This is a genomic window from Paenibacillus chondroitinus NBRC 15376 (genome assembly GCF_004000765.1).
GTDB classification, from domain to species: Bacteria; Bacillota; Bacilli; order Paenibacillales; family NBRC-103111; genus Paenibacillus_E; species Paenibacillus_E chondroitinus.
The window spans coordinates 1-22,689 of sequence record NZ_BILW01000011.1 but is presented as its reverse complement, the minus strand read 5'-3'; the positions used below and the strand labels follow the sequence as shown (position 1 = coordinate 22,689).

The window sequence follows — 22,689 nt, the reverse complement described above, 5'->3', positions numbered from 1 at the left end:
GATATCCATAATCTAAGCGTATTCTATTTGGCTAAGCATATGTCTAGTTTGCGAGTCATGCATACGTTACCCATGTTTGGCAAACAATGTACATGAATCATCAAGAAGGGGTCTGCTCATCTATGAAAATCATTTCATTTTTATACTTCTAGTCATTTCAATTCTTTTAAGTGCCACTGGTATTGATCTTCTCGCAGGGATCGGTGTCGCATCCTTTTTTACCTCTATGAAACAAACCTATTTCCTCCTTAAGCCAGTAGAAATGATGCTAGCTACTACCTATTTACTGCTCGTTCTTACGCTCGCCTTTACGTTGAAGCGATAGATGACGGAAAAAGCCCACAGCTAAAAGCAAAAGCGGAATGACGATACGCAGGACAGGATGCACATCGACGGGCAATATTTTAAGGCCTTCTTACAGATGATCCGCCATATTCTCCGAAACAATTAATGAGGAATATAAAATGACTACAGCGATCGGTACGACTAGTTGCCGGTGGTTACTGAATTAAAACAATTCAGCAGCGCCTCTCATTCCAGCGTAGAAATAGATGGACACTTTGAAGAACACTCCAATGAATTAAGGTCAAGATCAACAATGGATCCAATCGTTGAATAAAATTGGCAATGTTGATCATTCTCACAAGCGTTAATAGTGGAAAGTTGGATCTTCCGGCCATGTTTGCCCCAAGCACCCATATATCAAATAATAAAATTAGAACATGCGGATATAGATGTAATACAAGACCGAAGCAATAAGCAACGACAATAATGGAACCATCCAGGCGTCCTTCTTCGCAGACAAACCGGGATTAAATACAACGGGAGTTCCAAGTTCGAAGAGCAGCATCATCAAGTAACAATTGTGATGGTTCCCAAATCCTTGATATTATGAAAATGACGTACAAAAAAAGGTTGAGCTCTCGCTCATCCCAAAACATAATTCTTATCTTTTGAAAAAGGGTCTATTTCAATGAAAAAGTACCGAGTAGTTCCACGTTGAGGAGAAAGGATCGTTGAAGGAGTTAATTTCCTTCCGTAGTTTAGCTTGTTAAGAGCCTAATGGGAGCGAATTTGGGCGGTGGAGAACACCCAACACCGCTAAAAATCCAGCGTTACGGAGACATCTGGCGGAGGGGGCATCCTCATAGGAGAGCCAAGCTGGCTGGCAGGCCACTTGGAGGAACTACAGGGTGCTATGCTAACAAATTAAACCGTTTCCGCGTTCAAGCGGAACTGCAGGGTCTTATTTGACCGCCTAACCCCGATTTCTTCAAGAAAACGGACAAATAGAGGACGTCAGTTCCCTTCCAAGTGAGGAGTAGCCTATTTCGATGAAATAGGGCCCTGTAGTTCCCCTCAGGGAGGAACCGCTGGAGCGATTCGCAGCGACAGTACGGCTATGTTGTATTTTGTGCAGCCATTTGGCCATAAAGGGACCTCACTTCGCCACTATATTGCACTTCATACAACGATTGTTCCATTTAAACCGCTTACAATTCACCTATTGCAACAAATGGTTGTATGATGTGCATCGAAAGACTGCAATCGCGGTCTGACCACACCATTACGTTGTATGTAATGCAACGTAGCCCCTCAACTTTGCTGCACAGCCGTCTTTACTACGAAAAATAATTTTTTGAGTAGTATTCGATTCCATACTTAGATTTTAACAACAATATTAAATAAAGCTTGAGCTTTCGCTCAACCCAAAACATATAAATTCTCATCTTTCAAAAAAAGACCCGCGCTAGTCGCGCGGATCTTTAAGTCACTATATGAATTATTCCACGTTATGATAAACTTGCTGAACATCTTCTAGATCTTCTAAAGCTTCGATCAATTTATCGAATTGGACTTGTCCTTCCTCCGACAACGTGACGTTGTTTTGAGCCAGCATCGTCAACTCAGCAATAGCAAACTCGCTGATGCCAGCTTGTTTGAACGCTTCTTGAACAGCGTGGAACTGCTCTGGGTCTGCATAGACCATGACCATTTCATCTTCTTCCACGATGTCGCGAACGTCAACATCCGCCTCAAGCAAAACTTCCATGACTTCATCCATGCTTTTGCCTTCCAGCCCGATAACCGCTGTCGCGTCAAACATGTAAGCGACAGAACCGCTTACGCCCATATTCCCGCCATTTTTATTAAAAGCCGACCGAACCGCTGGCGCCGTGCGGTTCACGTTATTCGTGAGCGCGTCCACAATAATCATCGAACCATTTGGCCCAAAACCTTCATAGCGAAGCTCTTCATAAATTTCATCCGAGCTGCCTTTTGCTTTATCAATAGCGCGATCGATAATCGCTTTCGGTACATTGTACGTTTTGGCCCGCTCGAGAACAACTTTCAATGCGCGATTCGCTTCAGGATCCGGTTCGCCCTTGCGTGCAGCTACATAAATTTCAAGTCCGAATTTCGCATAAATTCTACTTGTGTTAGCGTCTTTTGAGGCTTTCTTTTCTTTAATGTTATTCCACTTACGGCCCACGTTTGTTCCCACTTTCTGTTTTTATCTCATTTAACATAATAACCTATTTTCATTCAAAAAGTAAAAATAAAATCACGGAATTTAGCCAATTCCTTCAAGCTCGTACAGCGATGCTTCTCTGTTCCGAATGATTCGTCGCAGCAAGGACGCCATATCGCGCGTAATGTCTCCACGCTCATAGAACCATTGCACGGCATCGCGCTCCGCCTGGATAGCGATCCAATGCAGCTCACGACGGCTATCGATGAAGGAAGTATCTTTGCGCCTTGAGCCGAATGCGAACCTGCGGAGCCTGTCCACCATTTGCTGATAATAGTCCAGCACGCCCTCTGTTGCATCATCGCTTTGATAGGCGCACCGTTTGGAGAACTCCTCGACGACAGCTTGGCTGCATTGCATTTTCAAGGTCCGAATCTCTGCCAGATCAGGCTCTACGATATTAGAAGCAAGGCGCGGCCGCGCGAAGAACGTAAATAGAAGCTTCAAGCGACGCCAGATATTTTTGACCAGCACTTTGCCTAAATCGAGTTTATTGGCCAAAATCATTTCTATTTGTTCCAGCATGTTTAGATAATAATTAGCCTGTTCACGGCTCACTTGTCCGCTTTCCAAACGCTCATTCACAACCTTGCGTTCAATATCCAGAGCCAGCAGCCGCATCTCGGCTTCTTCTTGTTGGAATCGCGGCAGACGTTTCATATTTCCGTCTTTTTGACCAAGCTGCTGCATCATTAATTTGTAATCGCCAATCACGGTACCTACGGCAACCTCATTCTTCTCGTTGCTAGTATTCTGCAGAGCTCGAATGGCCGCAGCCATAACCTCCAGCTGCCACTCACGCTCCAATCTTTCCTGTTCCGCATTGCCGTCCGTATTTTTCTTTTTCGCGATCAGCGGCAGCACAATGCTTGCGGTCAGAAGAGAGAACAAAATGATCGAAGAGGCTAGGAAGATGATAAGGTCCCTTTCCGGAAACGGATCGCCATTTTGCAAAATAAGCGGTATGGAGAAAGCACCTGCCAATGTGATCGCCCCGCGTACACCCGAAATCGCCGTTAACGTCAGCATCCGCAGGCTTGGTACCTCTTGATTTTTATTCCCGAACCAGCGTCCTCCTCTTGCAAAAATAAACGTCCAAACAAAACGCAAGACCAACAGTAAAACAAAGATGAGTAAGGCATAACCAATCACTTTGAAATTATCGAAATGAGGATCTTTGAGAATCGTCCTGGATACACCCGGGATTTGCAAGCCCAAAAGAACAAACACCAAGCCGTTCAGCACAAACAAAATAACAGACCATGTTGAATTAGAAACCGTTCGAAGATTCGGCATCGTAAACGCCAATCGCTCATTTTCGATCGCATGCACCAATCCGCCTGCTACCGCTGCCAGAATGCCCGATACACCTAACTCCTCGGCAATTAAATAGAGCATAAAAGGCGTTAATATTTGCAGCAGCATATGCATCGTCTCATCCTCAAGACCTGCACGGCGCAGCAGCTGGCGAAGTCCGATAATTAAAAAGGCGACTAATGCACCAACCACCAGGCCTCCAATGGAGATAACGATAAAGCTAAGACTTGCTTTGGGGAACGAAAACACACCGGTAACCGCCGCGGCGATAGCGAACTTGAAGGCGACGAGGCCGGATGCATCGTTCATCAAGGCTTCTCCTTCAAGGAGCCGCATCAAGCTTCTTGGCAAATGAATGCGGCCGGCTAAAGCACTGACGGCTACGGCATCCGTAGGCGAGAGAATCGCCGCTAATCCGAACGCCGCCGCAAGAGGAATGGAAGGAATTAGCCAATGAACAACATAGCCTACGACACATACCGTTATGAAAACGAGGCCCACCGCGAGAAGCAGGATCGGCGCGCGCAATTTCCACAACTCGTCTCTTGGCGTATGCTTGCCATCGTGATACAACAACGGGGCAATGAACAAAAGAAAAAACAATTCCGGTTCCAGTTCCAGGTGAACACCTATCGGTAAGATCACCAGAACGGCCCCCAAGGCAATTTGAATCAAGGGCACCGGAATAAATGGAACAAAGCGGTTCACGACATTGGATACGCCAATTAGAACCAATAAGCTCAGAATGATAATAAAAACATGCAAGTTTATGTCTCCTTCCCCGCTAAGTGCTATGTACATACGAATACCACCGCTGTTACTTTTGTGGTGTACTTGTGTAGTATTTCAATATTTTTCTTAAAGATTCCTTCCCAAGATGAGCAAAAAAGGACATCCGATCCAAAGAACCGAATGCCGTTTTTATACAGGTATGCACTTATTATTTCTTAGTCACCATTTTCACAGTTTCATCAATCATAAGGGAATAAGCCGTCGGTCCAAAGCCTTGGAACCATAGGTCGTAATCGACGGGATGCACTTGTTTTTTTTGTACGGCTTTTAACTGGCTCGTTTGCCTGCTGGATATCGCTTACGCAGTAGTTGGTACAAATTGAAGCTGACATCCCCCATTTGGTTCCATAAATTATCATTAATCATCGTGAATTGAGCTTCCCTTCCGTCCTTCTCATTCTAATATCTATGATAATCATTATCATCAACTTCATCTAGTAGTTTTGTGTCTCATTTTCATCCAATGTTCACAAATTTGAAATATTTTCAATTATAATTTTGTGTCCATTAGGTGTACAATACCTAAATACGGTTTATATCCAATTGTGCGATGTTGCTTGACATTTTCTTATGTGAAAAATGTTACAACCATGTGGGAAACGTTTGTTTCGCCCGTACACATTGTGACAGTACCCGATTTTTTTTCATCGCAAAGGAGGATTTTCATATGTCACAGACATCTGCTGTTCAAGAAGTAGCAGCAACGGCTGCTGCGGAACCAAAATCGTTAGACGTACTCGACCAATTGCTTAAGCCTGAGGTGCAACAATCTCTGACTGTACTGGTCGATAATCTGCCTAAATTGGCAGAAATGGTGACTGTGTTAACCAAAGCTTATGATTTTGCGCAAAGTGTAGCTACAGACAAAGTATTGATCAACGATTTTGCCCATGGTATTGGCGAGTTTGTTAAACCGGTACAAGAAAAGGCAAAAGACATTGCATCCGCGGCTATTGAAGCTGGCGAACGCTCACAAGCTGATGCAGGAGCAACAATCGGTCTATTCGGAATTCTAAAAATGCTGAAAGACCCAGAAGTGCAAAAAACACTTCGTTTTGCACAAGCATTCTTGAACGTACTTGCTGAACGTAAAAACTAATACGGACTAGGGATGATAACGATGGCTAAACAAATACTTATTCTTGGCGGCGGTTATGGCGGCCTTTTGACCGCATTAACAGCGCGCAAACATCTGACAGCTTCAGAAGCAAACATAACAATCATCAACCGTTTTCCTACGCATCAAATTATTACGGAATTACACCGTCTTGCTGGCGGAACGATTAAAGAGCAAGCCGTTGCCCTTCCTTTGCAAAGACTACTCGGCAACAAACAAGTAAACATCGTGGTTGATACGATTAAAGAAATTAAACCGGATGATAAAAAAGTCATTACAACCAGTGGCGCAGTACATACTTACGATGCGCTGGTCGTTGCTCTTGGAAGCGAAACGAACTACTTCGGCATTCCTGGACTGGAAGAGAACAGCATGGTTCTCAAATCAGCTTCCGATGCGAACCGTATTCGCGAGCACGTTGAAGCGCGTCTGGATGCTTACAAAGCATCCGGCAACAAAGCTGACGCAACAATCGTTGTTGGCGGCGGCGGTCTGACAGGCGTTGAGCTTGTTGGCGAATTCGCGGATAAACTGCCTGAAGTTTGCCGCAGCAAAGGCATCGATTTCAGCGATGTCTCCATCTTCTGCGTAGAAGCAGGTCCTGCTATTCTGCCAGTATTCCCTAAAGTGCTGATCGAGCGCGCGGTGGAAAGCCTTGAGAAACGCGGCGTTACTTTCTTGACTGGCGTTGCCATTACCGAAGCTACCAAAAACACGGTATCACTGAAAAGTGGACAAACCATCGAATCAAATACGATTATTTGGACCGGTGGTGTGAAAGGTAACCCGGTTGTCGGCAGCTGCGGAATCGCAGAAGACCGCGGTCGTGCGACTGTCACTTCAACGCTTCAATCGACTTCCCACTCGGATGTCTTCCTTGCAGGCGACTGCGCGGTTGTTTTCCCTGAAGGTGGCGAAAGACCATACCCTCCTACTGCACAGCTTGCATGGCAAATGGGTGAAACCGTTGGTTACAACCTTTCCGTTCAAGTCAAAGGTGGAGCAATGGACAAATTCGTTCCTGTATTCTCCGGAACACTTGGCAGCTTAGGCCGCAAAGACGGAATCGGAACAATTGGCGGAAACAACACACAGCTGAAAGGCTTACCGGCTTCCTTGATGAAAGAAGCAAGTAACATCCGTTACTTGTCCCATATCAATGGTTTGTCCGCTCTAGCTTATTAATATCGTAAAAAAGGATGCCCCCAACCTCTCGAGGCTGTCAGGACATCCTTTTTTCTTTTTTCCAATTTACGTATACGCTTACAATAAGGTTTGAAAGGAATGCCGGATAACGTCTCCCCTGCTAATGATGCCAACTAATACGCCGCGATGGACCACCGGCAGTTTTTTAATTCGTTTTTTACCCAAAATGGCTGCGATTTGCTCGATATCTTCTTCCGCATCTACGGCAATCACTTTCTTTTGAGCGATTCTCATGACACACATTGGAAGTAAGCTGCGAACTCTTTCATCAAACTCTTCGTCATCCCCTTTGACCACAGCTGTGTACATATAAGATCCGAATACATGATCATCATGCTTACCGATGTAGCGCATAATATCTCCATCACTAATATACGCAACCACTTCATTTCGCTCGTTGACAACAGGAAGCCCGCTGATTCTGTATTTGATAAATTTCTCAATCACATCGCTAACAGGGTCGTTTTCTTTCACTTTGTAAACTTGGCGAACCATGATCTCTTTTGCTTTCATGACGATCCCCCCATATCATTGCCTTCTGATGTATCTAGATGTATAATGCAACTATATATTTGTATTATACAACTATATACATAGAACTTCAATTGTAATTCGCACCCTATTCTGAAACATATTCAAAATAAACCTTGTATGTTACGATGAATTCATAGTCATATCTACTAAATTATAAACGAGGTACTCCATGTCCGAAAAGATCGATCATCCCGCTGAAACGATTGAGCTCGAACTCGCCATCCTCATGCGTCGATTCCTTGCTGCGACGACCAATAAAAAAATCGGCACGTTAGACCGTTCCGCTTATCTATTGCTCCATCAGATCTCTTCGAACGGCTCGTCCGGTGTGAAAGCTTTGGCGGAGGAGTTCCAGCTGGATATCTCGACAATCAGTCGACAGACCGCTTCACTGGAGCAAAAAGGCTACGTCTACCGGATTCCCGATCCTCAGGATGGACGCGCCTACTCGCTGCAAATCACGGAAAGCGGCGCCGCGGAATTGGCCTCCAACAAGCAGGCTCGCTATGAACGCGTTGCGGAACTGCTGCGAGATTGGCCTGCGGAAGATCAGCAAAAATTCGGTGAGCTCCTAAGTAAATTTAACAGGATCTTTGCTTAACACAAAAAGGCTTGCCCTCCTTGGGCAGCCTTTTTGTGTTTGCATGTTCTACCACTATATGTTAATGGACATAACGATATTTTAATAGTAACATACTAAATGTTAGTCAATAAAAATAATTTAATATTTCAATATAGAAAGAAGGAATTAATAATGTCAACTGTACTTTATATCTCTGCTCACCCTATGCAAGGTGAAGCATCTTATAGCACAACTGTCGGGAACCAATTTATTCAAGCTTACCGCGAGGCTAACCCGAATGATGAAGTGATTTACCTAGACCTCTTTCAAATGGACATCCCTCGCATTGACGCCGAAGTTCTCACCGCTTGGGGAAAATTAGGTGCTGGCACAGCATTTGATCAATTAACTGCCTCCGACCAAAAGAAAGTTAGCCGTCTATCCGGGCTTGTTGATCAATTCGTTGCAGCTGACAAGTATGTATTCGTCAATCCGGTGTGGAATTTCTCCTATCCACCAGTGCTCAAAGATTATATTGACGCGATCTGTGTCGCAGGCAAAACCTTCAAGTATGTGGCCGGTGTAGGTCCTGTTGGGCAATTAACCGATAAAAAAGCCCTTCATATTCAAGCTAGCGGCAGCGTCCTCTCTCCTGGATCGGCTTACGCTGATTTCGAAATGAGCCATCGCCACTTGGACACCATCATGAAATTCTTGGGCGTGCCAAGCTTTGATGCTATTTTTGTAGAAGGCATGGCTGCTGCTGCGGATCAAGCTCAAGCTATTAAAGAAAAAGCCGTTCAAGAAGCTCGCACACTAGCATTAACTTTCTGATTTATTTCTGGTGAAATTCAAAACCAGCTCCTCGTGAAATTGACGAGAAGCTGGTTTTTTTTACAACCCATACTGAATTATCCTTTATTGCATGATAATAAGAAGACGAATTTGCTAAAGTTTACTCTCAGCTTTCATCTAGCCCTGACGATCCCAAGCTTCTATAAGCAGCTCATTATTAATTCCAGCGCCCGCTAGAGCACCTGATGAGGCGGCTGCAATCGCTTGATACATTTCTGAAGAGGCGTCACCAGCACCATAAATACCCGGAACGTTCGTTTTTCCGAAAGCATCTACGACAATAGCCCCGGCTTCCGTCCTCTCGCAACCAAGCGTTTGAGGGAGATCAGATCCGGCAGCAAGCTTCGGTGCAAAAAATATACCCGTGCAAGGAACAAGCTTGCCGTCTTCCAGTAACACTTGCTGCACCATTCCCTTGTCTGACTCAATGCGTAAGATCGGTGAATCATATACGGATACATGATGCTGCTTGAGTTCTTCGCGTTGTTCATCCGTTAACTCATCAGGTCCATTCGTGCAAATAACATAGTCCGAGGTCCAACCGGCCAGCAATTTGGCCATATGCATCGCTTTCGCGCCTTTCGTAATCACGACAAGCGGTTGGTCTCGCAGCTCCCATCCGTCGCAGTAGGGACAAACGAACGCGCTTTTGCCGTACACTTCAGCCAAGCCCTCTATATCGACCGGAAGGTCTTTCATGCCTACGGCGAACAGCAATTTTTTCGCCCGGTACGTGCTGCCTTGTTCAGTCGTGATCTGAAAGTCACCATCGGCGCCTGTTATCGTTATCGCTGTCTCATCAGCAAACTGAACGGATGGATACGCTTGAATCTCTTCTCTCGCAATCCGCCGAAATTCCGCCGGGGTAATGCCATCCCGTGTGAGAAAACCATGCGTGTGCCGTGTTACTCGATTTCGAGGCCGGCTTTCGTCGATGACCACGACGTTTTTTCTGGCCCTCCCGAGCACAAGTGCTGCGTTCAATCCTGCTGGTCCTCCGCCGATAATCCCTACATCCATGAACTGTTTCATATCCATCACCTTTCTGGATCTTTAATATCCATAATATAGCCATAAGAAGCTGATAGCTCCTTGTTTACTGCTTACTTTGTACTTGTAGCTGCCGCTGAATCAAGTACCCCCTGAATCGTGTGCTGCTGTAAATAATGAACCATTTGCTGTTCAGCGCCATCCATCACTTTTTTAACCAAACAGCCGTTGCCTTCATGATGGCCGGTATGCTGTGAAGCCTGCTCTTCTGATTCAAAAAACAATTGATGCTGCTGTGAATCCAGATTGAAGCATTCATACATCTTCTGACGGCCTTCCACAACTTGAATGACATCAAGAAACGTAATCAGATTGGCTGATTTAGCCAACTCGTAGCCCCCACTTGCACCTGTCATTGCACGCACGATGCCATCCTGCCGCAGCTTCGACATGATTTTGGACAGATAGCTCTCGGAGACTCCCAGAAGCGCAGCTAATTCCTTAATGCCTACATGCTGGCCTCTTTCAGCGCGAGCTAAATGAATGACGGCGTGCAGAGCGTGGCCTGTGCTTTTGGAGAATTGCATAAGTAACACCTTCCAGCGATTAAAATATGTTCAGCATCTTTATGGACCTGCAATATCCATAATAGCTGACCTTCACTTTTTTTACAAGTCATTGATTTTGCGAAAATCAATTTTCAATCTGTCGTACTCTTTTTCCCGAAGATCGGTACCACAATAACATCCCGATTGAGACTAAACCAATTAGCAGCAATAAACCATACACGTGCTGATAGGACAGAGCAAGGCTCGTATGAGTTTGAACCTCAAGCAAAATGCCACACACGGCAACCGAAATCGATCCGCCGCAGAACTGAATCAACTGCATCAGTCCCATGCCCGATCCGATGAGCGTTTTCGGTAGAATACGCGAAGTCTCGTTGTTTAAAGAGGACAGCGTTGCTGAAAAGGCGGGTGAAAAGCAAATATACCCGACAAGCACAACGATGGACGAAGTCCCTACGACAGCGTAAAAAAGCAGCATAACTATAGAAAGCACGATGTGCCCGATCAGCAGAAAACGCAAGTTCCCATAGGTGTCAATCCAGCGACCGACGAAGCGAGTCAAGAATGCCGACAAGATGGCGCCTGGCGCAATCGTCAAGCCGATTTCCATCGCTGAGCGATGAAACAGGTTTGCCAGGACTAGCGGCATCAGAAACAGATTTCCGAGATTTAAAACCAACACACAAAACCCAATGACGACCAATTTGCGAAAATCATGATTCCTCAATAAATCCGGGTTGATGAACGTCTCTTTCCCCCGTCTCAAATGCCACGCATGCAGCAAGAAGGATACAACGCTGACCAAAATCCAAATCATAGATAATTGCGTTACTGCTAATAGAATGGTAGCGGCATTGATAACCGTTAAGATGGCTCCGATGAGATCGAAGCGGAAAGGCTGAGGGTCCTCCTTCGGAAGCAAACGAAGCAGTACCGGCAAGATGACCAAGACGAGGCAAGTGATCGCAAACAGCCCGTTCCAGCCAAAATATTCACTGATAAGCCCTCCTACAATCGGGCCTAAACCGAATGCCATGGCACTTCCAGCTGAGATCATGGCGATGGCGGAGCCGCGTCTTTCCATGGGCACGTATCGGCTCGCCAGCACCAAACCTAATCCAGCCATGACGCCGGCACCAGCGGATTGAAGGATACGCGCGGTAAGTAAAGCACCGAAACTGTGAGCAAAGATTCCATATACGGAAGAGAGGCCAAGCACAAGCAGCCCCACCATCAGCAACCTTCTTAATGGCACAATGTCCGTTAACCTGCTGTAGATAACCGTGGATAACGCATATCCGATGGAATAACTAGAAATGACCCACGCCCCGAGATCCGCCGATATTTGGAGATCACCAATAATACTGGGGATAGAAACATTAAACATCGTCGTATTCATGATAACGATAAATAAGCCGACCGTCCAAACCGGCAGCACAACTTTGTCATTCAAATCCTTTCACCTCAACACATGTTTGTTGTATGTAGCATGCCATCTTCTGTAAAATTCTAAACTCATTGTATCATACAAGTAATAGGGAAGTAACCTTTTATCGAAAAAACCGCGCTAAGCGCGGTTCGCTAATGCTTTTTTTCAACATCCTCTTACTTCTCAGTTCCGCGTAAACCCACGTGCATAACCGTACGGCTTCCACCCCACGTCGAGATGAAATCTACTTGGCTGGAGCAAGAGCGGCTCTCGTAATTGGCATGGCCTGTTTTATCCTGTGCCGTCCCATTCCCCGGACTATGAATATTTTCCAGAAAATCGACTTTGCCGACCGAACTGTTATACGCGATGCCAAAATCACGCCATTCATCATGAGCGGTTTGCAATTCCTGGGCAGAATACGATCCGCCGATCTCCAAATAACCCGTTGCCCCGGCATTTGCTTTCGTACTATTCCATATCGCTTGTGTCAATGCGCTGCAACCAGTAATTGCATAAGACTGCTCAGCGGCTAGAATCGCACCGTCGATCTTCGCTTGCTTTTTGGCCGCTTCTTTCTCCTCAGCGATCCTGGTCTCATGGGCATGAACCAATGATGTTAGGGCAAGTTGTATTTTTTCTTTTGCCGCTTTAATTTTTTGATTAAGTGTCAATATCTTCTCTCTTTCGAGATCCGAATTGTTCTCTTTCTCCCATCGCGCAGCATGCCTTTCCTTGTCTGCCTCTACGAGATCAAAAGCGAATGATTTATCCAATTCAATAATTCGATCGAGGTTGAAGGTCCCTTGGGTTTGCTTGCTTGCGATATCAGCAGCTAACAGATCATTGAATTCCACATAAGTTCCCATATCGAAACTTTTGAAGGGAACCACTTTCTTCGCTGTAAGGAAGGTAAAAATAGCCCTTACATTCCCCTCACTAGGATCGCCCGAAAAACCTTGTTCATCCATCTGTGCTCCTGTGCATTTGCTCCTTAACGTTTTCCATTCCGAGTGGCTAAGTTCCTTGGGAATAATCTCAAATTGTTTATCCGAAGTGCACCACTCATAGAATTCCTTAACATCCGAATTGTCCAAGTCGCTCCAATATTCATCGATTTGGCTAATTAGTTTGGTTTGCTGCTTAGCAGATGGCCATCTCATAGCTTGTATCAGTGGCGTTCCGACTATCATCTGCTGGACAGCTTTATTTCCGATCGTTCGTTGTAATTGTAAGAGGGATGAATAGGGATGATTCGAAACATTCTGCTGCGTACTTGACCTTCTTGAATTCCCTCCTTGTGCCGGTTGTTTGACTGCTTGACTCGAGATACGTGCGTGCATTGGGCTCCCCCTTGCAAATATACATCTAATTTCGCAGGATACGAATTCGACAATATCTTATCACATTCGCCACACCTTGGATATATTTTCCTGACTCAAAAAAACCTTACCTAAACAGCAGCATGCTGAATAGATAAGGTTATTGAAGCCTACATTAAAAATAATTCCTTAAATGCGCCGCCGCTTTCACGATACCTTCCCGTTCCTTCTCCAATGTGCCCCAGAACCGGTGATCCTCCAGCTCAATGGAAATCGCGCCCTTGTAGCCGAGTCGGTCTAATCGCACAGCGACCTTGCTCCACTCAACATCCCCTTGGCCTGGTATCGTATAACGCCAAGAGCCTTCAGAGAAGCCATATTTCGCACCAAAAGTTGCCGGCAAGATGCCGCATTCATACAACTCATCATGTAGAATTTCGGTATCTTTGCCATGACAATGATTGATTCTTTCGCCGAACTCTGTTAATGCGCGCAAATAATCGATACCCAGCCGCACCATATGAGACGGATCATAATTCAAGCCAAAATGCTTCGACGGGAGGGCTTCAAACATGGCGCGCCACATTTCCGGTGTACAGCCAATCGTCGGATAATGAGGGGCTGGCCCAGGCCAACCCTCAATGGCGATGTAGACGCCTTCGCGTTCCGCATGGCCGACAATCTCCGGAAATGTATCCTTCCATATGGCGAAGCTCTCCTGACGCGATTGCGAATGATCCTCCGGCACGAGACACATGAACATGACCTTCGCACCTAGCGCAGCCACTTCCGTTATCTGCTTCTTGACGGCTTCGGCCGCATTTTCTCTGCGAGCATCCTCTTTGCTTAGAAGTGTTCCGCCCATTTGCACCGCATCTACGGAGCCAATGCCGATTCCCGCTGCGTCACATATTTGTTTGACTTCAGGATTCAAATGAGGGACATCGAGGACGTCCAAACCTGCTTGAACGGCCCATGCAGCCGTTGATTCCAAGCCTTCAGCACCGATTCTAGGCGGGATTCGCATTCCTATCTGTAATTTCATCGTAGTTCTCTCCTTATGCCAACTTAGCCTTAATAAGGTTTATAGCCGCCAGCCTGATAAATCATCTCCGTAAACTTAACGACTTTCAGCGCAAATGTCCCTGGCACCTTAACCTCATGCCGTCCTAGAATGGCGTCGATAAAGCTTTTATCCTGATTCGTCGTTTGTTTAGGCAACTCAGGAACAATCGGTTTTTCTCCAAAGCGCTGGATCGTAATTTTACCATTATCGTAAAAAATTCCTCCATTTTCCCCGCAAAACACATAGGTTTCATGCCAGCATGGCGCAAATCCGATAATGTTTAGTCCAGCCACAGCCCCTTCCTCAAACCGGATAGAGGTAAAAGAATCGATCTCCACAGGTGCTCCCTGGGTGTGCAGGTTCGTCTTCACTTCAGCAGGTGTAAGCCCCGTCGTCCATAGGAGCACATCGACGATGTGACTGCCGGAATCCATCAGCATACCGCCGCCAGACAGCTCAGGAACTTGTCTCCACAAGCCGGTCGTGAACTGTTTCCATTCCTGATATAAAGATGCCGTAATCGAGGTTAGCTTCCCTATCTCACCGCTTGCAATCGCATCGCGAATGAACAGGAATTCCGGCTGGAAATGACGCTGGTAAGAGACCTGCATGACTTTCCCAGCCTTCTCTGCCGTTGCAATCAAGAGCTCCGCTTCCTCCGATGAACAAGTCATGGGCTTCTCAATAAGGACATGCAGCCCTCTGTTCAGCGCATCGGTCGCTTGCTGGAAGTGCAGCGTATGCGGCGAGCAGATCACCACAGCATCCAATTCGATCTCATCCAGCATAACTGTATAGTCTGTATAATGCTTTACGCCTTCAAGCTCAAACTTGGCTGCAAACTTTTCTCTGTTCTCCGTGCTCGTATCACAAAGCGCTACAATGTCCGCTTCCTCTAATTCCAGCAGTTGACGGCCATGAACTTGGGAGATTCCTCCCGTTCCAATCATACCAATACGAATTTTGCTCATTCGATTGCAGCCTCCTATTTAATACCTGAGAAAGTGATTCCTCGAATAAATGCCCTTTGCACAAAAAAGTAAAGCAAGATTATAGGCAGCGTAATCATAACCAGCGTAGCCATCATCATCTGCCATTCGGCACCGTGCTGCGATTTGAACGACTGCATCCCAAGCATCAACGTGTACTGGCTATCGTCGGACAAATAAATGAGCGGCCCCTGGTAATCCGTCCAGCTGCCCATGAACTGGAATAACGCAATCGTCAGCAGAGCAGGTCGGCACAACGGAAGAATAATTTGCCAATAGATGCGAAGTTCTGAAGCGCCGTCAATGCGCGCAGCATCTTCCAGTTCTTTGGGCAAGCCCATAAAGAACTGGCGCAGCAAGAAAATGAAGAACGGTGCGCCGAAAAAAGCGGGAAGCCAAAGCGGGATGCTGGTCCCGACCCAGCCGAAATTTTTGAAGGCGATAAAAATGGGAATCATCGTGACCTGATAAGGCAGCATCATGACAATGAGCGTCACGGCAAAAAGCGGCTTCGCCCCCCTCCAAGGAATTCTAGCCAAGCTATACGCAACAAGCGGGCAGGATAACAGCACCGCGAATGTTGCCAGGCCTGCAATCGTAAGCGTATTCTTCAAATATTTGAAAAAAGGAATATAATCTAACGCTGCAGGATAGTTGCTCCACTCCATGACATGTGGAATCCATACGGGTGGCCATATGAACAATTCATCATTTGCTTTGAGTGAAGTAGACACCATCCATAGAAATGGCGAAAGGAAAAAGGCGCCAACGAGAATTAACAAGAGATGTGAAAATATTTTTCGAACCGTTCCAAGTTCTGTGCTTCCCATAATGATCTCTCCTCCCTATTCTTTTCCTTGATAATGGACCCAGCGCTTCTGTGACGCGAAGATCAACGCCGTTAAACCGACCACAATCAAGAAGAGAATCCAGGCCATCGCTGAAGCATAACCCATTTTCAAGTAACCGAAACCGTTCGTGTACAAATACATGACATAGAACATCATGGAATTAGCCGGCGTTCCCTGCCCATTCGTGAGGGTATAGGGGAGAACGAAATTTTGTAAAGCTCCGATGGTGCCCATAATTAGATTGAAAAAGATAACAGGTGTCAAAAGCGGTAACGTAATCGTTTTCGTTCGCTGCCAAGCACTGGCTCCATCCACGCTGGCCGCATCGTAGTAATCTTGGGGGATATCCTGCAAGCCTGCCAAATAAATGACAACGGCTTGCCCTGTACCCCACAAGCTCATTAGAATTAGGGATGGCTTAGACCATGCCTCACTTCCGATCCAAGGCGGACCGGAAATTCCGATCTTTTCCAGCCAAAAATTCACGAGACCGAATTGCGGGTTGAGCAGCCACAACCAGATGATTGTCGTCGCGACTGGAGGGACTAAGCTAGGAATGAAAAACAGCGTTCGGTAAAAGCCTTGACCGCGTATTTTCAAATTCAACAGCAGCGCCAGACACACGCCAAATGCAATGCTTAGCGGTACGAAAATCACCGTATAGTACAAGGTATTATAAATACTGATCCAGAATACCTGGTCTTTAAAAAGATTTGCATAATTATCGAAACCTACGAATTCTCCGGGTTCAAGAATGCTGTAGGTGGTTAGGCTGTAGTAAGCTGACATAATAAGCGGATAGGCGTGAAAGAGAAGCAAACCGATAATCCAAGGCATTGCGAAGATCAATCCGAATAAAGAAATCTTTCTTTCGAAGCGCGTTTTCTTCGTCTTTACAGCACTTGCGGAAGCTGACAGTTTATTGATGGAAGTTTCAGTCTCAGCCAATTTCAATCCGTTCCCCTCCTTTTCTAAGTAAAAGAGGCAGGGCCATGCACAATGCCCTGCCTCCTATTTTTCTAGAATCTAGTTTCCAACTTTAGCCAATTCCGTGTCCACATTCTTTTTCACTTCATCAAGCAGCGTTTTGGCATCGCCTTTGCCATGAATCGCCAAATCTTGTACCCTGATGGATTCATTCCACAAGAAGGCGCCTACAGGGGATACCGGTCTTGTGTATGCATTTGGCATTAAGTCAAGAAATACCTTTAAGTTCGGGTTATCAGACAGCTTCAACTCTTCATTCACTTGCGGCATTGCCGTAATATCATTTCCGGCTTTCGGACGTTTGGCGTAGAGCAGCGTACCTTCCTTGTGCGCGACGAACTTGACGAATTCCCATGCTTCCTTCTCATGCTTGGAGCCCTTCGGAATAACGTAGGACCAACCGCCAGCCCAAGTCGTCGGTTTAGCGCCATCTGCTACAGGCATTGGGGCAACGCCCCAATCGAAGTTCAATTTGTATTTCGCCAAATCATTCAAAATCCAGTTGCCATCAAATTCGAAACCAACCTTACCCGTCCAGAATGGATTCATACCGGTTTGCCCCATGGCATCGGAGAAACTGGTCAAGTTCCCGATGTCATACTTTTTCGCATAGTCGGCCATCCATGCAAGCGCTTTAACGTTCTGCGGATCGTTTGGCGTCAAGTTATGGCTGCTATCTTCCCACTTCCCGCCAAAGTTCCATGCGTGCGTGAATAAGTATCCTTGGTTCATCCATGGGATGAAACCGATTTGCGAATATTTTCCGTTGCTTCCTTTTTTGAAAATTTTCTCCGCCATTTGATCTAACTCTGCGATCGTTGTAGGCGGCTTATTCGGATCAAGTCCCGCTTCTTTCATCAGCGTTTTGTTGTAGAACATTCCGCGATTATCCGTACCCCATGGTAATGCGTAAACTTTGTCTTTATAAACCGTTTCGGCCCAAAGCCCTTTATAATAATCATCTGGAGATATTCCGCTGCTCTTCACATAACCCGATAAGTCTGTCAGCGAGCCTTTGGCCGCCCAAGAACCGATCAAGAATCGGTCGAACAAAGCGACATCAGGCGGATTTCCGCCGGCAATAGCCGTCAACAATTTATCAGAGGCTTGTGTTTGGCCTGTTGTCTCCACGAAGGTCATTTTCACTTTTATGTTAGGATGCTGCTTCTCAAATACGTCTACTACCGTAGCTTTAAAATCCTTCTGATAGTCTCCGCCCCACGGAAACCAAAAATCAATGGTAACCGGATCTCCTGAACTTGTAGCCGCTTTAGGTGTGCTGGCGTCTGTGCTCTTTGTGTCTGTTCCTTTGGTACTTGGACTGCTCGATGCGGTGTTCGTGGAACTGCAGCCGGCCGCTGTCAGAGTAATTGCCAGTGCTGCTGAGAGGGGGAGTGCAATCAACTTTTTGCTTTGCCAATCGATACGTTTTTTTCTATTATTCATATTGATCCTCCTTTAAGTTTCTCACTCGCTGATGAGCTCACCTTTATTGTAGGCGCTTTCAAGGCCTCCTTTAAACGTGGGGATTTTTGTTTTTAGTGTATTATTTTTGTTCGTTCACGGTTTTCGTCATAATCGAAGTGGCAGCACGAGCTTCACTGTTGTTCCTGACCCCGGCGTACTTACAATCGATAGACCATACTCTTTGCCATAAGTTAGCTGAATTTGTGAATGAATATTTCTTAGAGCAAAATTATGCTCTCCCTCCCACTCCTCACTTGCCATCATAGCCGTGAGCTCTGCCATTTTATCCGGTTGAATCCCGATTCCGTCGTCCTCTACCTCGAAGTGTAAAATCTGGCCGTCCATTTTCCAACGGATGTCCAACCGCCCTTTGCCTCGCTTATTCTCAAGCCCATGATAAATCGCATTTTCAACAAGAGGCTGAAAAACGAATTTCAACACTTTATGGTTCAGCATGGCGGAATCTGTGTACATATTCACTGTAAATTTGTCCTGATATCTTACTTTCTGAATCGATAAATAACTTTCAAGCAGCTCCACGCTTTCTTTAACAGTTACAAAATCATTTCCTTCACTTAAGCTGATCCGGAGATATTTCGATAAGCCGAAAATCATCGTACTGATCTCATCAACCTTATAAATGCGGGAGATCCAATGAATGGAATCCAACGTGTTGTATAAAAAGTGGGCGTTAATTTGCGAAGCCATCATTTTCAATTGCGTTTCTTTTTTAAGCAGCTTTTGAATGTACACTTCATCAATTAAATCCTTAATACGCGTCACCATCGTGTTAAAACCATGATACAACATGCCGAATTCATCCTTGCGTTCATCCGTAATTTGCACATCGAAGTCGCCTTCTCTTGCCCTGCGCATGGACCACAGCAGCATTCTGACCGGCTTATGCATTTGCTTGGCAAATAGGAACGCTAAGGCGATTGCCACAACGCTAAAACCTATGACGAGATAAACTGTGTAGTAGGCGATTTTTCTTGAATCACTGACCAAATTTTGAATCGGGGCCATGCCGACAAGCTTCCAATCATTAATTTTCAATTGATCATAAACGACCATGAGTTCTTTCCCATCGACCCTGTCGGTTAAATACCCGCTAGGATTCGGGGGAAGATTCAAGCCTGCTGGGCGCATACTTAATGAGCCGTCCGAATCAGCAACAACAGTGTCGTTCTGATTCACAATATAGGTTGTACCTTGCGCTTGGAAATCAACCTCGGACAAAAATTGCTGGATCAATTCCGGATTAAACTCCATGATGAGCACTCCAAGCGTTTGATTCAGATTGTCGAAGTTTTTGAGCGAGCGCCCCATCACAAAGACGGGTTTATTGTCTTGATCAATCGTTGATTTAAAAAGGGGCGATCGGATGCCGTACCAGACCACCTGACCGTTAGCCGCTTTAATCTGCTTGTACCAATCCTGCTCTTTCTCTACCTTGCTTACCATCGGCAGTTCTGTGAAACCCGTGTTCGTGAACCGGTAGGAAGCACTGCGCTCTCCCAAAATATAAATGTTCAACGTATCATTTTTGACATTTACCAAGTTGGATAAAAACTTGCCGATCTGTTGGTTGTTATAGCTTTGATCATAGCTGTCCCGGTATTCACCCAGAATGCCTTTCTGAATTTCCTTATTGCCAAAAATCAATAAAGACCTGTTATCATATTCGTTCATAATAAGCTCAAGCCGCCTATTCGCTTGCTGAATCGTTTGCCAAGCTACTTGCGAGACTTTGGAGCTGATAATTTCATTGGCTTTATGATAGGATAAATACCCCATGAGCATGATGGAGATCGTGATGCTTGCAAAAAATAAAATGAATAATTTATAGCCTACGGAACGCCATTTGAGATGCGCTAGAAGCTTCAAGCTATTGTCCCCTCCAAATTAGGCATTAGACGCCAATATCACGATACTGAGCTGGCGTCATGCCCTCCTGCTCTTTAAACAGTTTTACAAAATGCCTGAAGTCCTGGTAACCCACCTGCTCCGCCACCTCATAAATTTTAAGCGTTGAAACCTTGAGCAGCTCTTTAGCTCTGTTGACCCGAAGCCGAATTAAGTATTTACTGAACGTCTCCCCCGTTTTTTCATGAAATATTTTGCTAAAGTACGAAGGGTTCAAAAACAAATGCTCGGCAACCCGGTTCATCGTAAGCGGTTCTGTATAATGTTTTTCCATATAGTCGACAGCGAGCTCGATAAATCTTTTTCGATTTCCAGAGGCGTTATCGCCTGGTTGGAATTGGAGCAGAATCGTAAGGAGCACATCCTTGAGATCCGACAAAGCAAAGTAGGGAAGGACAAAACTCTTGGTTGCCTCTTTCAAATCTGAAGCATAATTGATTTCCAATTTCATCTCCACTTCCGTGAAGAGTAAGGTTAAGCCCTTTCTCAGCACAAACGGCGAACATTTCTGTTTATGCATTTGCAAATGTGCGAACAATTCATCAATCAAAGCACGAAGCGCAGCATCATCGCTAAGCTTCACAGCATGCACAAACCTGGTTACCCAGCCATTAGGCTGCGTATATTTAGGGAGTGAATGGGACTGAGGCACGTCCATCTCATTCGCATCATAAACCTTCCCGTATCCTTCGTAGAACGCATAGGCGGAAATCTGCACGGCTTCTTGGAACGAGGCATGGATGTCAGTAATCTGACTATTTTTACTGATTCCAATGTTAATACCGATTCCCAAGTACCGCCAGCAAGCAGAGATGAGCGTCTCCCAAATCCCCTGCTCATGAGCAAGATCTGCTTCCTTGTTGGGCGACACTAGAATGGCTAAATCTGTATCGGGGTCGTCATGCAAAGAACAAGCAATCATCTTCATGGCATGTTTTCCGGTTTCTTTAGCGAGATTACCAATGGCATGTCGCAATAAGTAGTGCTCCTTCGGGTTGTGCTCATGCACGCCCCAGTCATAAATCTTGATCATGATAACTTTGATCTGGTCGGGGTCGAGCGGAATGTTGAGACGATCCCACACCGTTCGCGAGAATTGCTGTGAAGCGCTTCCATTTGTAAGAAGTGTTTCAACATACCGCTGCCGCGCCAGTGGCAAACTTTCTCGAACGCGTTCAGACATCTGCAAGAATTCGTTATGATCTTCTCTTTCACGTTTGATTTGCTCAATACACTTTCGCACAACCTCCAGCATGAGGGTTTCCTCGATCGGCTTCAGCACATAATCAACGGCTCCGAGACGCATCGCTTTTTGCGCGTAGCTAAACTCGCTGTATCCGCTAATAATTATGATTTTGGAGGGCATATTGGCGTTTTTGACGGCTTCAATGAAAGCAAGACCATCCATCCGCGGCATTTTAATATCTGTGATGATGATATCCGGCATCTGGTTTTGAATGAAGGTTAATGCATCTTCTCCATCCTCTACATCTCCTATGACTTTAATACCTTCTGCTTCCCAATCAATCGTTGTAACTAATCCTTGACGAACCCACCTTTCATCATCCACGATTAATAAAGAGTACATCATTCATTCTCCTCTCGTATAAAAAGGTCTGTTACCCTTCAAAAACGTTTATTTCTTAGATGTCTTTTCCATACTTTACATGAATTTGATAGATCTGAAAAGTAGGTGCTAAAAAGATGTCCATGTCTATAGAAAGGAAATAACTGGAGAAACTCCAGCTATTTCGACGTTTATACCTTAAACCTCATTTTTGTTGCCCGATTTCCGCCGCTTCATGATGTTGTTCACCAAGTTTTGGGTTGCGTCTTGTGTGGAATCAAACACATTCTCGATAGCGTTTTGGACATAATTTGTAGCTGACTGCCCCATGTTATTAAACATGCTCGTTTTGTTTTCAACGATATTCTTCTGGCCCTTTGACGTATCAGACATCGTATATACCTCCCATTTCGATTAGTTTGACATTCGGTCTAATTTCCCAATTATGGACAAATCTTATTCATAAAGCTCATCCCAAAACATAATTCTTATCTTTTGAAAAAGGGTCTATTTCAGTAAAAAAGTGCCCAGTAGTTCCTCGTTGAGGAGAAAGGATCGTTGGAGGAGTTAATTTCCTTCGCCAAACTGGCTGGCAGGCCACAGCTTGGAG

The 22,689-nt window shown here is 45.5% G+C and carries 21 protein-coding genes; 4 read left to right on the top strand and 17 right to left on the bottom strand.

The features are described from left to right. Positions 1 to 518: 518 nt before the first annotated feature. The 4 genes from PCH02S_RS36960 to PCH02S_RS14495 form a co-directional block, all read right to left on the bottom strand. On the bottom strand, positions 519 to 770 hold the full coding sequence (locus tag PCH02S_RS36960) for a GerAB/ArcD/ProY family transporter (protein WP_407670078.1): 252 nt from the start codon (positions 768 to 770) through the stop codon (positions 519 to 521). Beyond that, on the bottom strand, positions 716 to 856 hold the full coding sequence (locus tag PCH02S_RS36955; RefSeq protein WP_407670075.1) for a GerAB/ArcD/ProY family transporter: 141 nt from the start codon (positions 854 to 856) through the stop codon (positions 716 to 718). Before PCH02S_RS36955 ends, PCH02S_RS36960 begins: the two co-directional genes overlap by 55 nt. Before the next feature lie 927 nt (positions 857 to 1,783). Next, positions 1,784 to 2,494, bottom strand: a complete 711-nt coding sequence (locus PCH02S_RS14500; protein WP_127454159.1) for a YebC/PmpR family DNA-binding transcriptional regulator — start codon at positions 2,492 to 2,494, stop codon at positions 1,784 to 1,786. Positions 2,495 to 2,575: 81 nt separating this feature from the next. Beyond that, positions 2,576 to 4,615: a Na+/H+ antiporter gene (locus PCH02S_RS14495; protein WP_127454158.1), complete on the bottom strand. Its 2,040-nt coding sequence runs from the start codon at positions 4,613 to 4,615 to the stop codon at positions 2,576 to 2,578. A 694-nt stretch (positions 4,616 to 5,309) separates the two neighbouring features. Between PCH02S_RS14495 and PCH02S_RS14490 the strand changes: the two genes are divergently transcribed. Further along, positions 5,310 to 5,741, top strand: a complete 432-nt coding sequence (locus PCH02S_RS14490; protein ID WP_127454156.1) for a DUF1641 domain-containing protein — start codon at positions 5,310 to 5,312, stop codon at positions 5,739 to 5,741. Positions 5,742 to 5,762: 21 nt separating this feature from the next. Further along, positions 5,763 to 6,944 carry an NAD(P)/FAD-dependent oxidoreductase gene (locus PCH02S_RS14485; RefSeq protein WP_127454154.1) on the top strand — a complete coding sequence of 394 codons (1,182 nt, stop codon included), beginning with the start codon at positions 5,763 to 5,765 and terminating at the stop codon, positions 6,942 to 6,944. 78 nt (positions 6,945 to 7,022) lie between these two features. Here PCH02S_RS14485 and PCH02S_RS14480 read toward each other — a convergent pair whose 3' ends face one another. Continuing rightward, positions 7,023 to 7,478 (bottom strand): CBS domain-containing protein, encoded by a 456-nt coding sequence (locus PCH02S_RS14480; RefSeq protein ID WP_127454153.1) that lies wholly within the window; start codon positions 7,476 to 7,478, stop codon positions 7,023 to 7,025. 190 nt (positions 7,479 to 7,668) lie between these two features. On the opposite strand from PCH02S_RS14480, the gene PCH02S_RS14475 reads away from it, so the two are divergent. Together PCH02S_RS14475 and PCH02S_RS14470 are read left to right on the top strand one after the other, a co-directional pair. After that, positions 7,669 to 8,100: a MarR family winged helix-turn-helix transcriptional regulator gene (locus PCH02S_RS14475; protein WP_127454151.1), complete on the top strand. Its 432-nt coding sequence runs from the start codon at positions 7,669 to 7,671 to the stop codon at positions 8,098 to 8,100. A gap of 153 nt (positions 8,101 to 8,253) precedes the next feature. After that, positions 8,254 to 8,895 (top strand): FMN-dependent NADH-azoreductase, encoded by a 642-nt coding sequence (locus PCH02S_RS14470; RefSeq protein ID WP_127454150.1) that lies wholly within the window; start codon positions 8,254 to 8,256, stop codon positions 8,893 to 8,895. 138 nt (positions 8,896 to 9,033) lie between these two features. Here PCH02S_RS14470 and PCH02S_RS14465 read toward each other — a convergent pair whose 3' ends face one another. From PCH02S_RS14465 to PCH02S_RS14410, 12 genes are all read right to left on the bottom strand, one after another. Further along, positions 9,034 to 9,948 (bottom strand): NAD(P)/FAD-dependent oxidoreductase, encoded by a 915-nt coding sequence (locus tag PCH02S_RS14465; protein ID WP_127454148.1) that lies wholly within the window; start codon positions 9,946 to 9,948, stop codon positions 9,034 to 9,036. A gap of 71 nt (positions 9,949 to 10,019) precedes the next feature. Beyond that, positions 10,020 to 10,493 carry an RrF2 family transcriptional regulator gene (locus PCH02S_RS14460; RefSeq protein WP_127454146.1) on the bottom strand — a complete coding sequence of 158 codons (474 nt, stop codon included), beginning with the start codon at positions 10,491 to 10,493 and terminating at the stop codon, positions 10,020 to 10,022. Between the two features lie 106 nt (positions 10,494 to 10,599). After that, positions 10,600 to 11,928, bottom strand: a complete 1,329-nt coding sequence (locus tag PCH02S_RS14455; protein ID WP_127454144.1) for an MFS transporter — start codon at positions 11,926 to 11,928, stop codon at positions 10,600 to 10,602. 152 nt (positions 11,929 to 12,080) lie between these two features. Next, positions 12,081 to 13,247 (bottom strand): hypothetical protein, encoded by a 1,167-nt coding sequence (locus PCH02S_RS14450; RefSeq protein WP_127454142.1) that lies wholly within the window; start codon positions 13,245 to 13,247, stop codon positions 12,081 to 12,083. A 154-nt stretch (positions 13,248 to 13,401) separates the two neighbouring features. Continuing rightward, positions 13,402 to 14,271: a sugar phosphate isomerase/epimerase family protein gene (locus PCH02S_RS14445; protein WP_127454140.1), complete on the bottom strand. Its 870-nt coding sequence runs from the start codon at positions 14,269 to 14,271 to the stop codon at positions 13,402 to 13,404. Positions 14,272 to 14,300: 29 nt separating this feature from the next. Further along, positions 14,301 to 15,263, bottom strand: coding sequence for a Gfo/Idh/MocA family protein (locus PCH02S_RS14440; RefSeq protein WP_127454138.1), 963 nt, complete (start codon positions 15,261 to 15,263; stop codon positions 14,301 to 14,303). Positions 15,264 to 15,277: 14 nt separating this feature from the next. After that, complete coding sequence (locus PCH02S_RS14435; RefSeq protein ID WP_127454137.1) at positions 15,278 to 16,111, bottom strand: carbohydrate ABC transporter permease; 834 nt, start codon at positions 16,109 to 16,111, stop codon at positions 15,278 to 15,280. A 15-nt stretch (positions 16,112 to 16,126) separates the two neighbouring features. Next, positions 16,127 to 17,086: a carbohydrate ABC transporter permease gene (locus PCH02S_RS14430; RefSeq protein WP_246069081.1), complete on the bottom strand. Its 960-nt coding sequence runs from the start codon at positions 17,084 to 17,086 to the stop codon at positions 16,127 to 16,129. 72 nt (positions 17,087 to 17,158) lie between these two features. Then, positions 17,159 to 18,565, bottom strand: coding sequence for an ABC transporter substrate-binding protein (locus tag PCH02S_RS14425; RefSeq protein ID WP_127454135.1), 1,407 nt, complete (start codon positions 18,563 to 18,565; stop codon positions 17,159 to 17,161). A 126-nt stretch (positions 18,566 to 18,691) separates the two neighbouring features. Beyond that, a complete protein-coding gene (locus tag PCH02S_RS14420; RefSeq protein ID WP_127454133.1) occupies positions 18,692 to 20,473 on the bottom strand; it encodes a cache domain-containing sensor histidine kinase in 1,782 nt (593 codons plus the stop codon). A gap of 25 nt (positions 20,474 to 20,498) precedes the next feature. Beyond that, positions 20,499 to 22,103, bottom strand: coding sequence for a response regulator (locus PCH02S_RS14415; RefSeq protein ID WP_127454131.1), 1,605 nt, complete (start codon positions 22,101 to 22,103; stop codon positions 20,499 to 20,501). Positions 22,104 to 22,277: 174 nt separating this feature from the next. Next, entirely contained in the window at positions 22,278 to 22,472 is a 195-nt protein-coding gene (locus PCH02S_RS14410) for a hypothetical protein (RefSeq protein ID WP_127454129.1), read from the bottom strand. Positions 22,473 to 22,689 lie beyond the last annotated feature (217 nt).

What these genes read in the sequence shown, in the direction of transcription:
- PCH02S_RS14490 (WP_127454156.1), top strand. Translation starts at nt 5,310, where the DNA reads ATGTCACAGACATCTGCTGTTCAAGAAGTAGCAGCAACGGCTGCTGCG.
- PCH02S_RS14485 (WP_127454154.1), top strand. Translation starts at nt 5,763, where the DNA reads ATGGCTAAACAAATACTTATTCTTGGCGGCGGTTATGGCGGCCTTTTG.
- PCH02S_RS14480 (WP_127454153.1), bottom strand. Translation starts at nt 7,478, where the DNA reads ATGAAAGCAAAAGAGATCATGGTTCGCCAAGTTTACAAAGTGAAAGAA.
- PCH02S_RS14475 (WP_127454151.1), top strand. Translation starts at nt 7,669, where the DNA reads ATGTCCGAAAAGATCGATCATCCCGCTGAAACGATTGAGCTCGAACTC.
- PCH02S_RS14470 (WP_127454150.1), top strand. Translation starts at nt 8,254, where the DNA reads ATGTCAACTGTACTTTATATCTCTGCTCACCCTATGCAAGGTGAAGCA.
- PCH02S_RS14465 (WP_127454148.1), bottom strand. Translation starts at nt 9,948, where the DNA reads ATGAAACAGTTCATGGATGTAGGGATTATCGGCGGAGGACCAGCAGGA.
- PCH02S_RS14460 (WP_127454146.1), bottom strand. Translation starts at nt 10,493, where the DNA reads ATGCAATTCTCCAAAAGCACAGGCCACGCTCTGCACGCCGTCATTCAT.
- PCH02S_RS14450 (WP_127454142.1), bottom strand. Translation starts at nt 13,247, where the DNA reads ATGCACGCACGTATCTCGAGTCAAGCAGTCAAACAACCGGCACAAGGA.
- PCH02S_RS14445 (WP_127454140.1), bottom strand. Translation starts at nt 14,271, where the DNA reads ATGAAATTACAGATAGGAATGCGAATCCCGCCTAGAATCGGTGCTGAA.
- PCH02S_RS14440 (WP_127454138.1), bottom strand. Translation starts at nt 15,263, where the DNA reads ATGAGCAAAATTCGTATTGGTATGATTGGAACGGGAGGAATCTCCCAA.
- PCH02S_RS14435 (WP_127454137.1), bottom strand. Translation starts at nt 16,111, where the DNA reads ATGGGAAGCACAGAACTTGGAACGGTTCGAAAAATATTTTCACATCTC.
- PCH02S_RS14425 (WP_127454135.1), bottom strand. Translation starts at nt 18,565, where the DNA reads ATGAATAATAGAAAAAAACGTATCGATTGGCAAAGCAAAAAGTTGATT.
- PCH02S_RS14415 (WP_127454131.1), bottom strand. Translation starts at nt 22,103, where the DNA reads ATGATGTACTCTTTATTAATCGTGGATGATGAAAGGTGGGTTCGTCAA.
- PCH02S_RS14410 (WP_127454129.1), bottom strand. Translation starts at nt 22,472, where the DNA reads ATGTCTGATACGTCAAAGGGCCAGAAGAATATCGTTGAAAACAAAACG.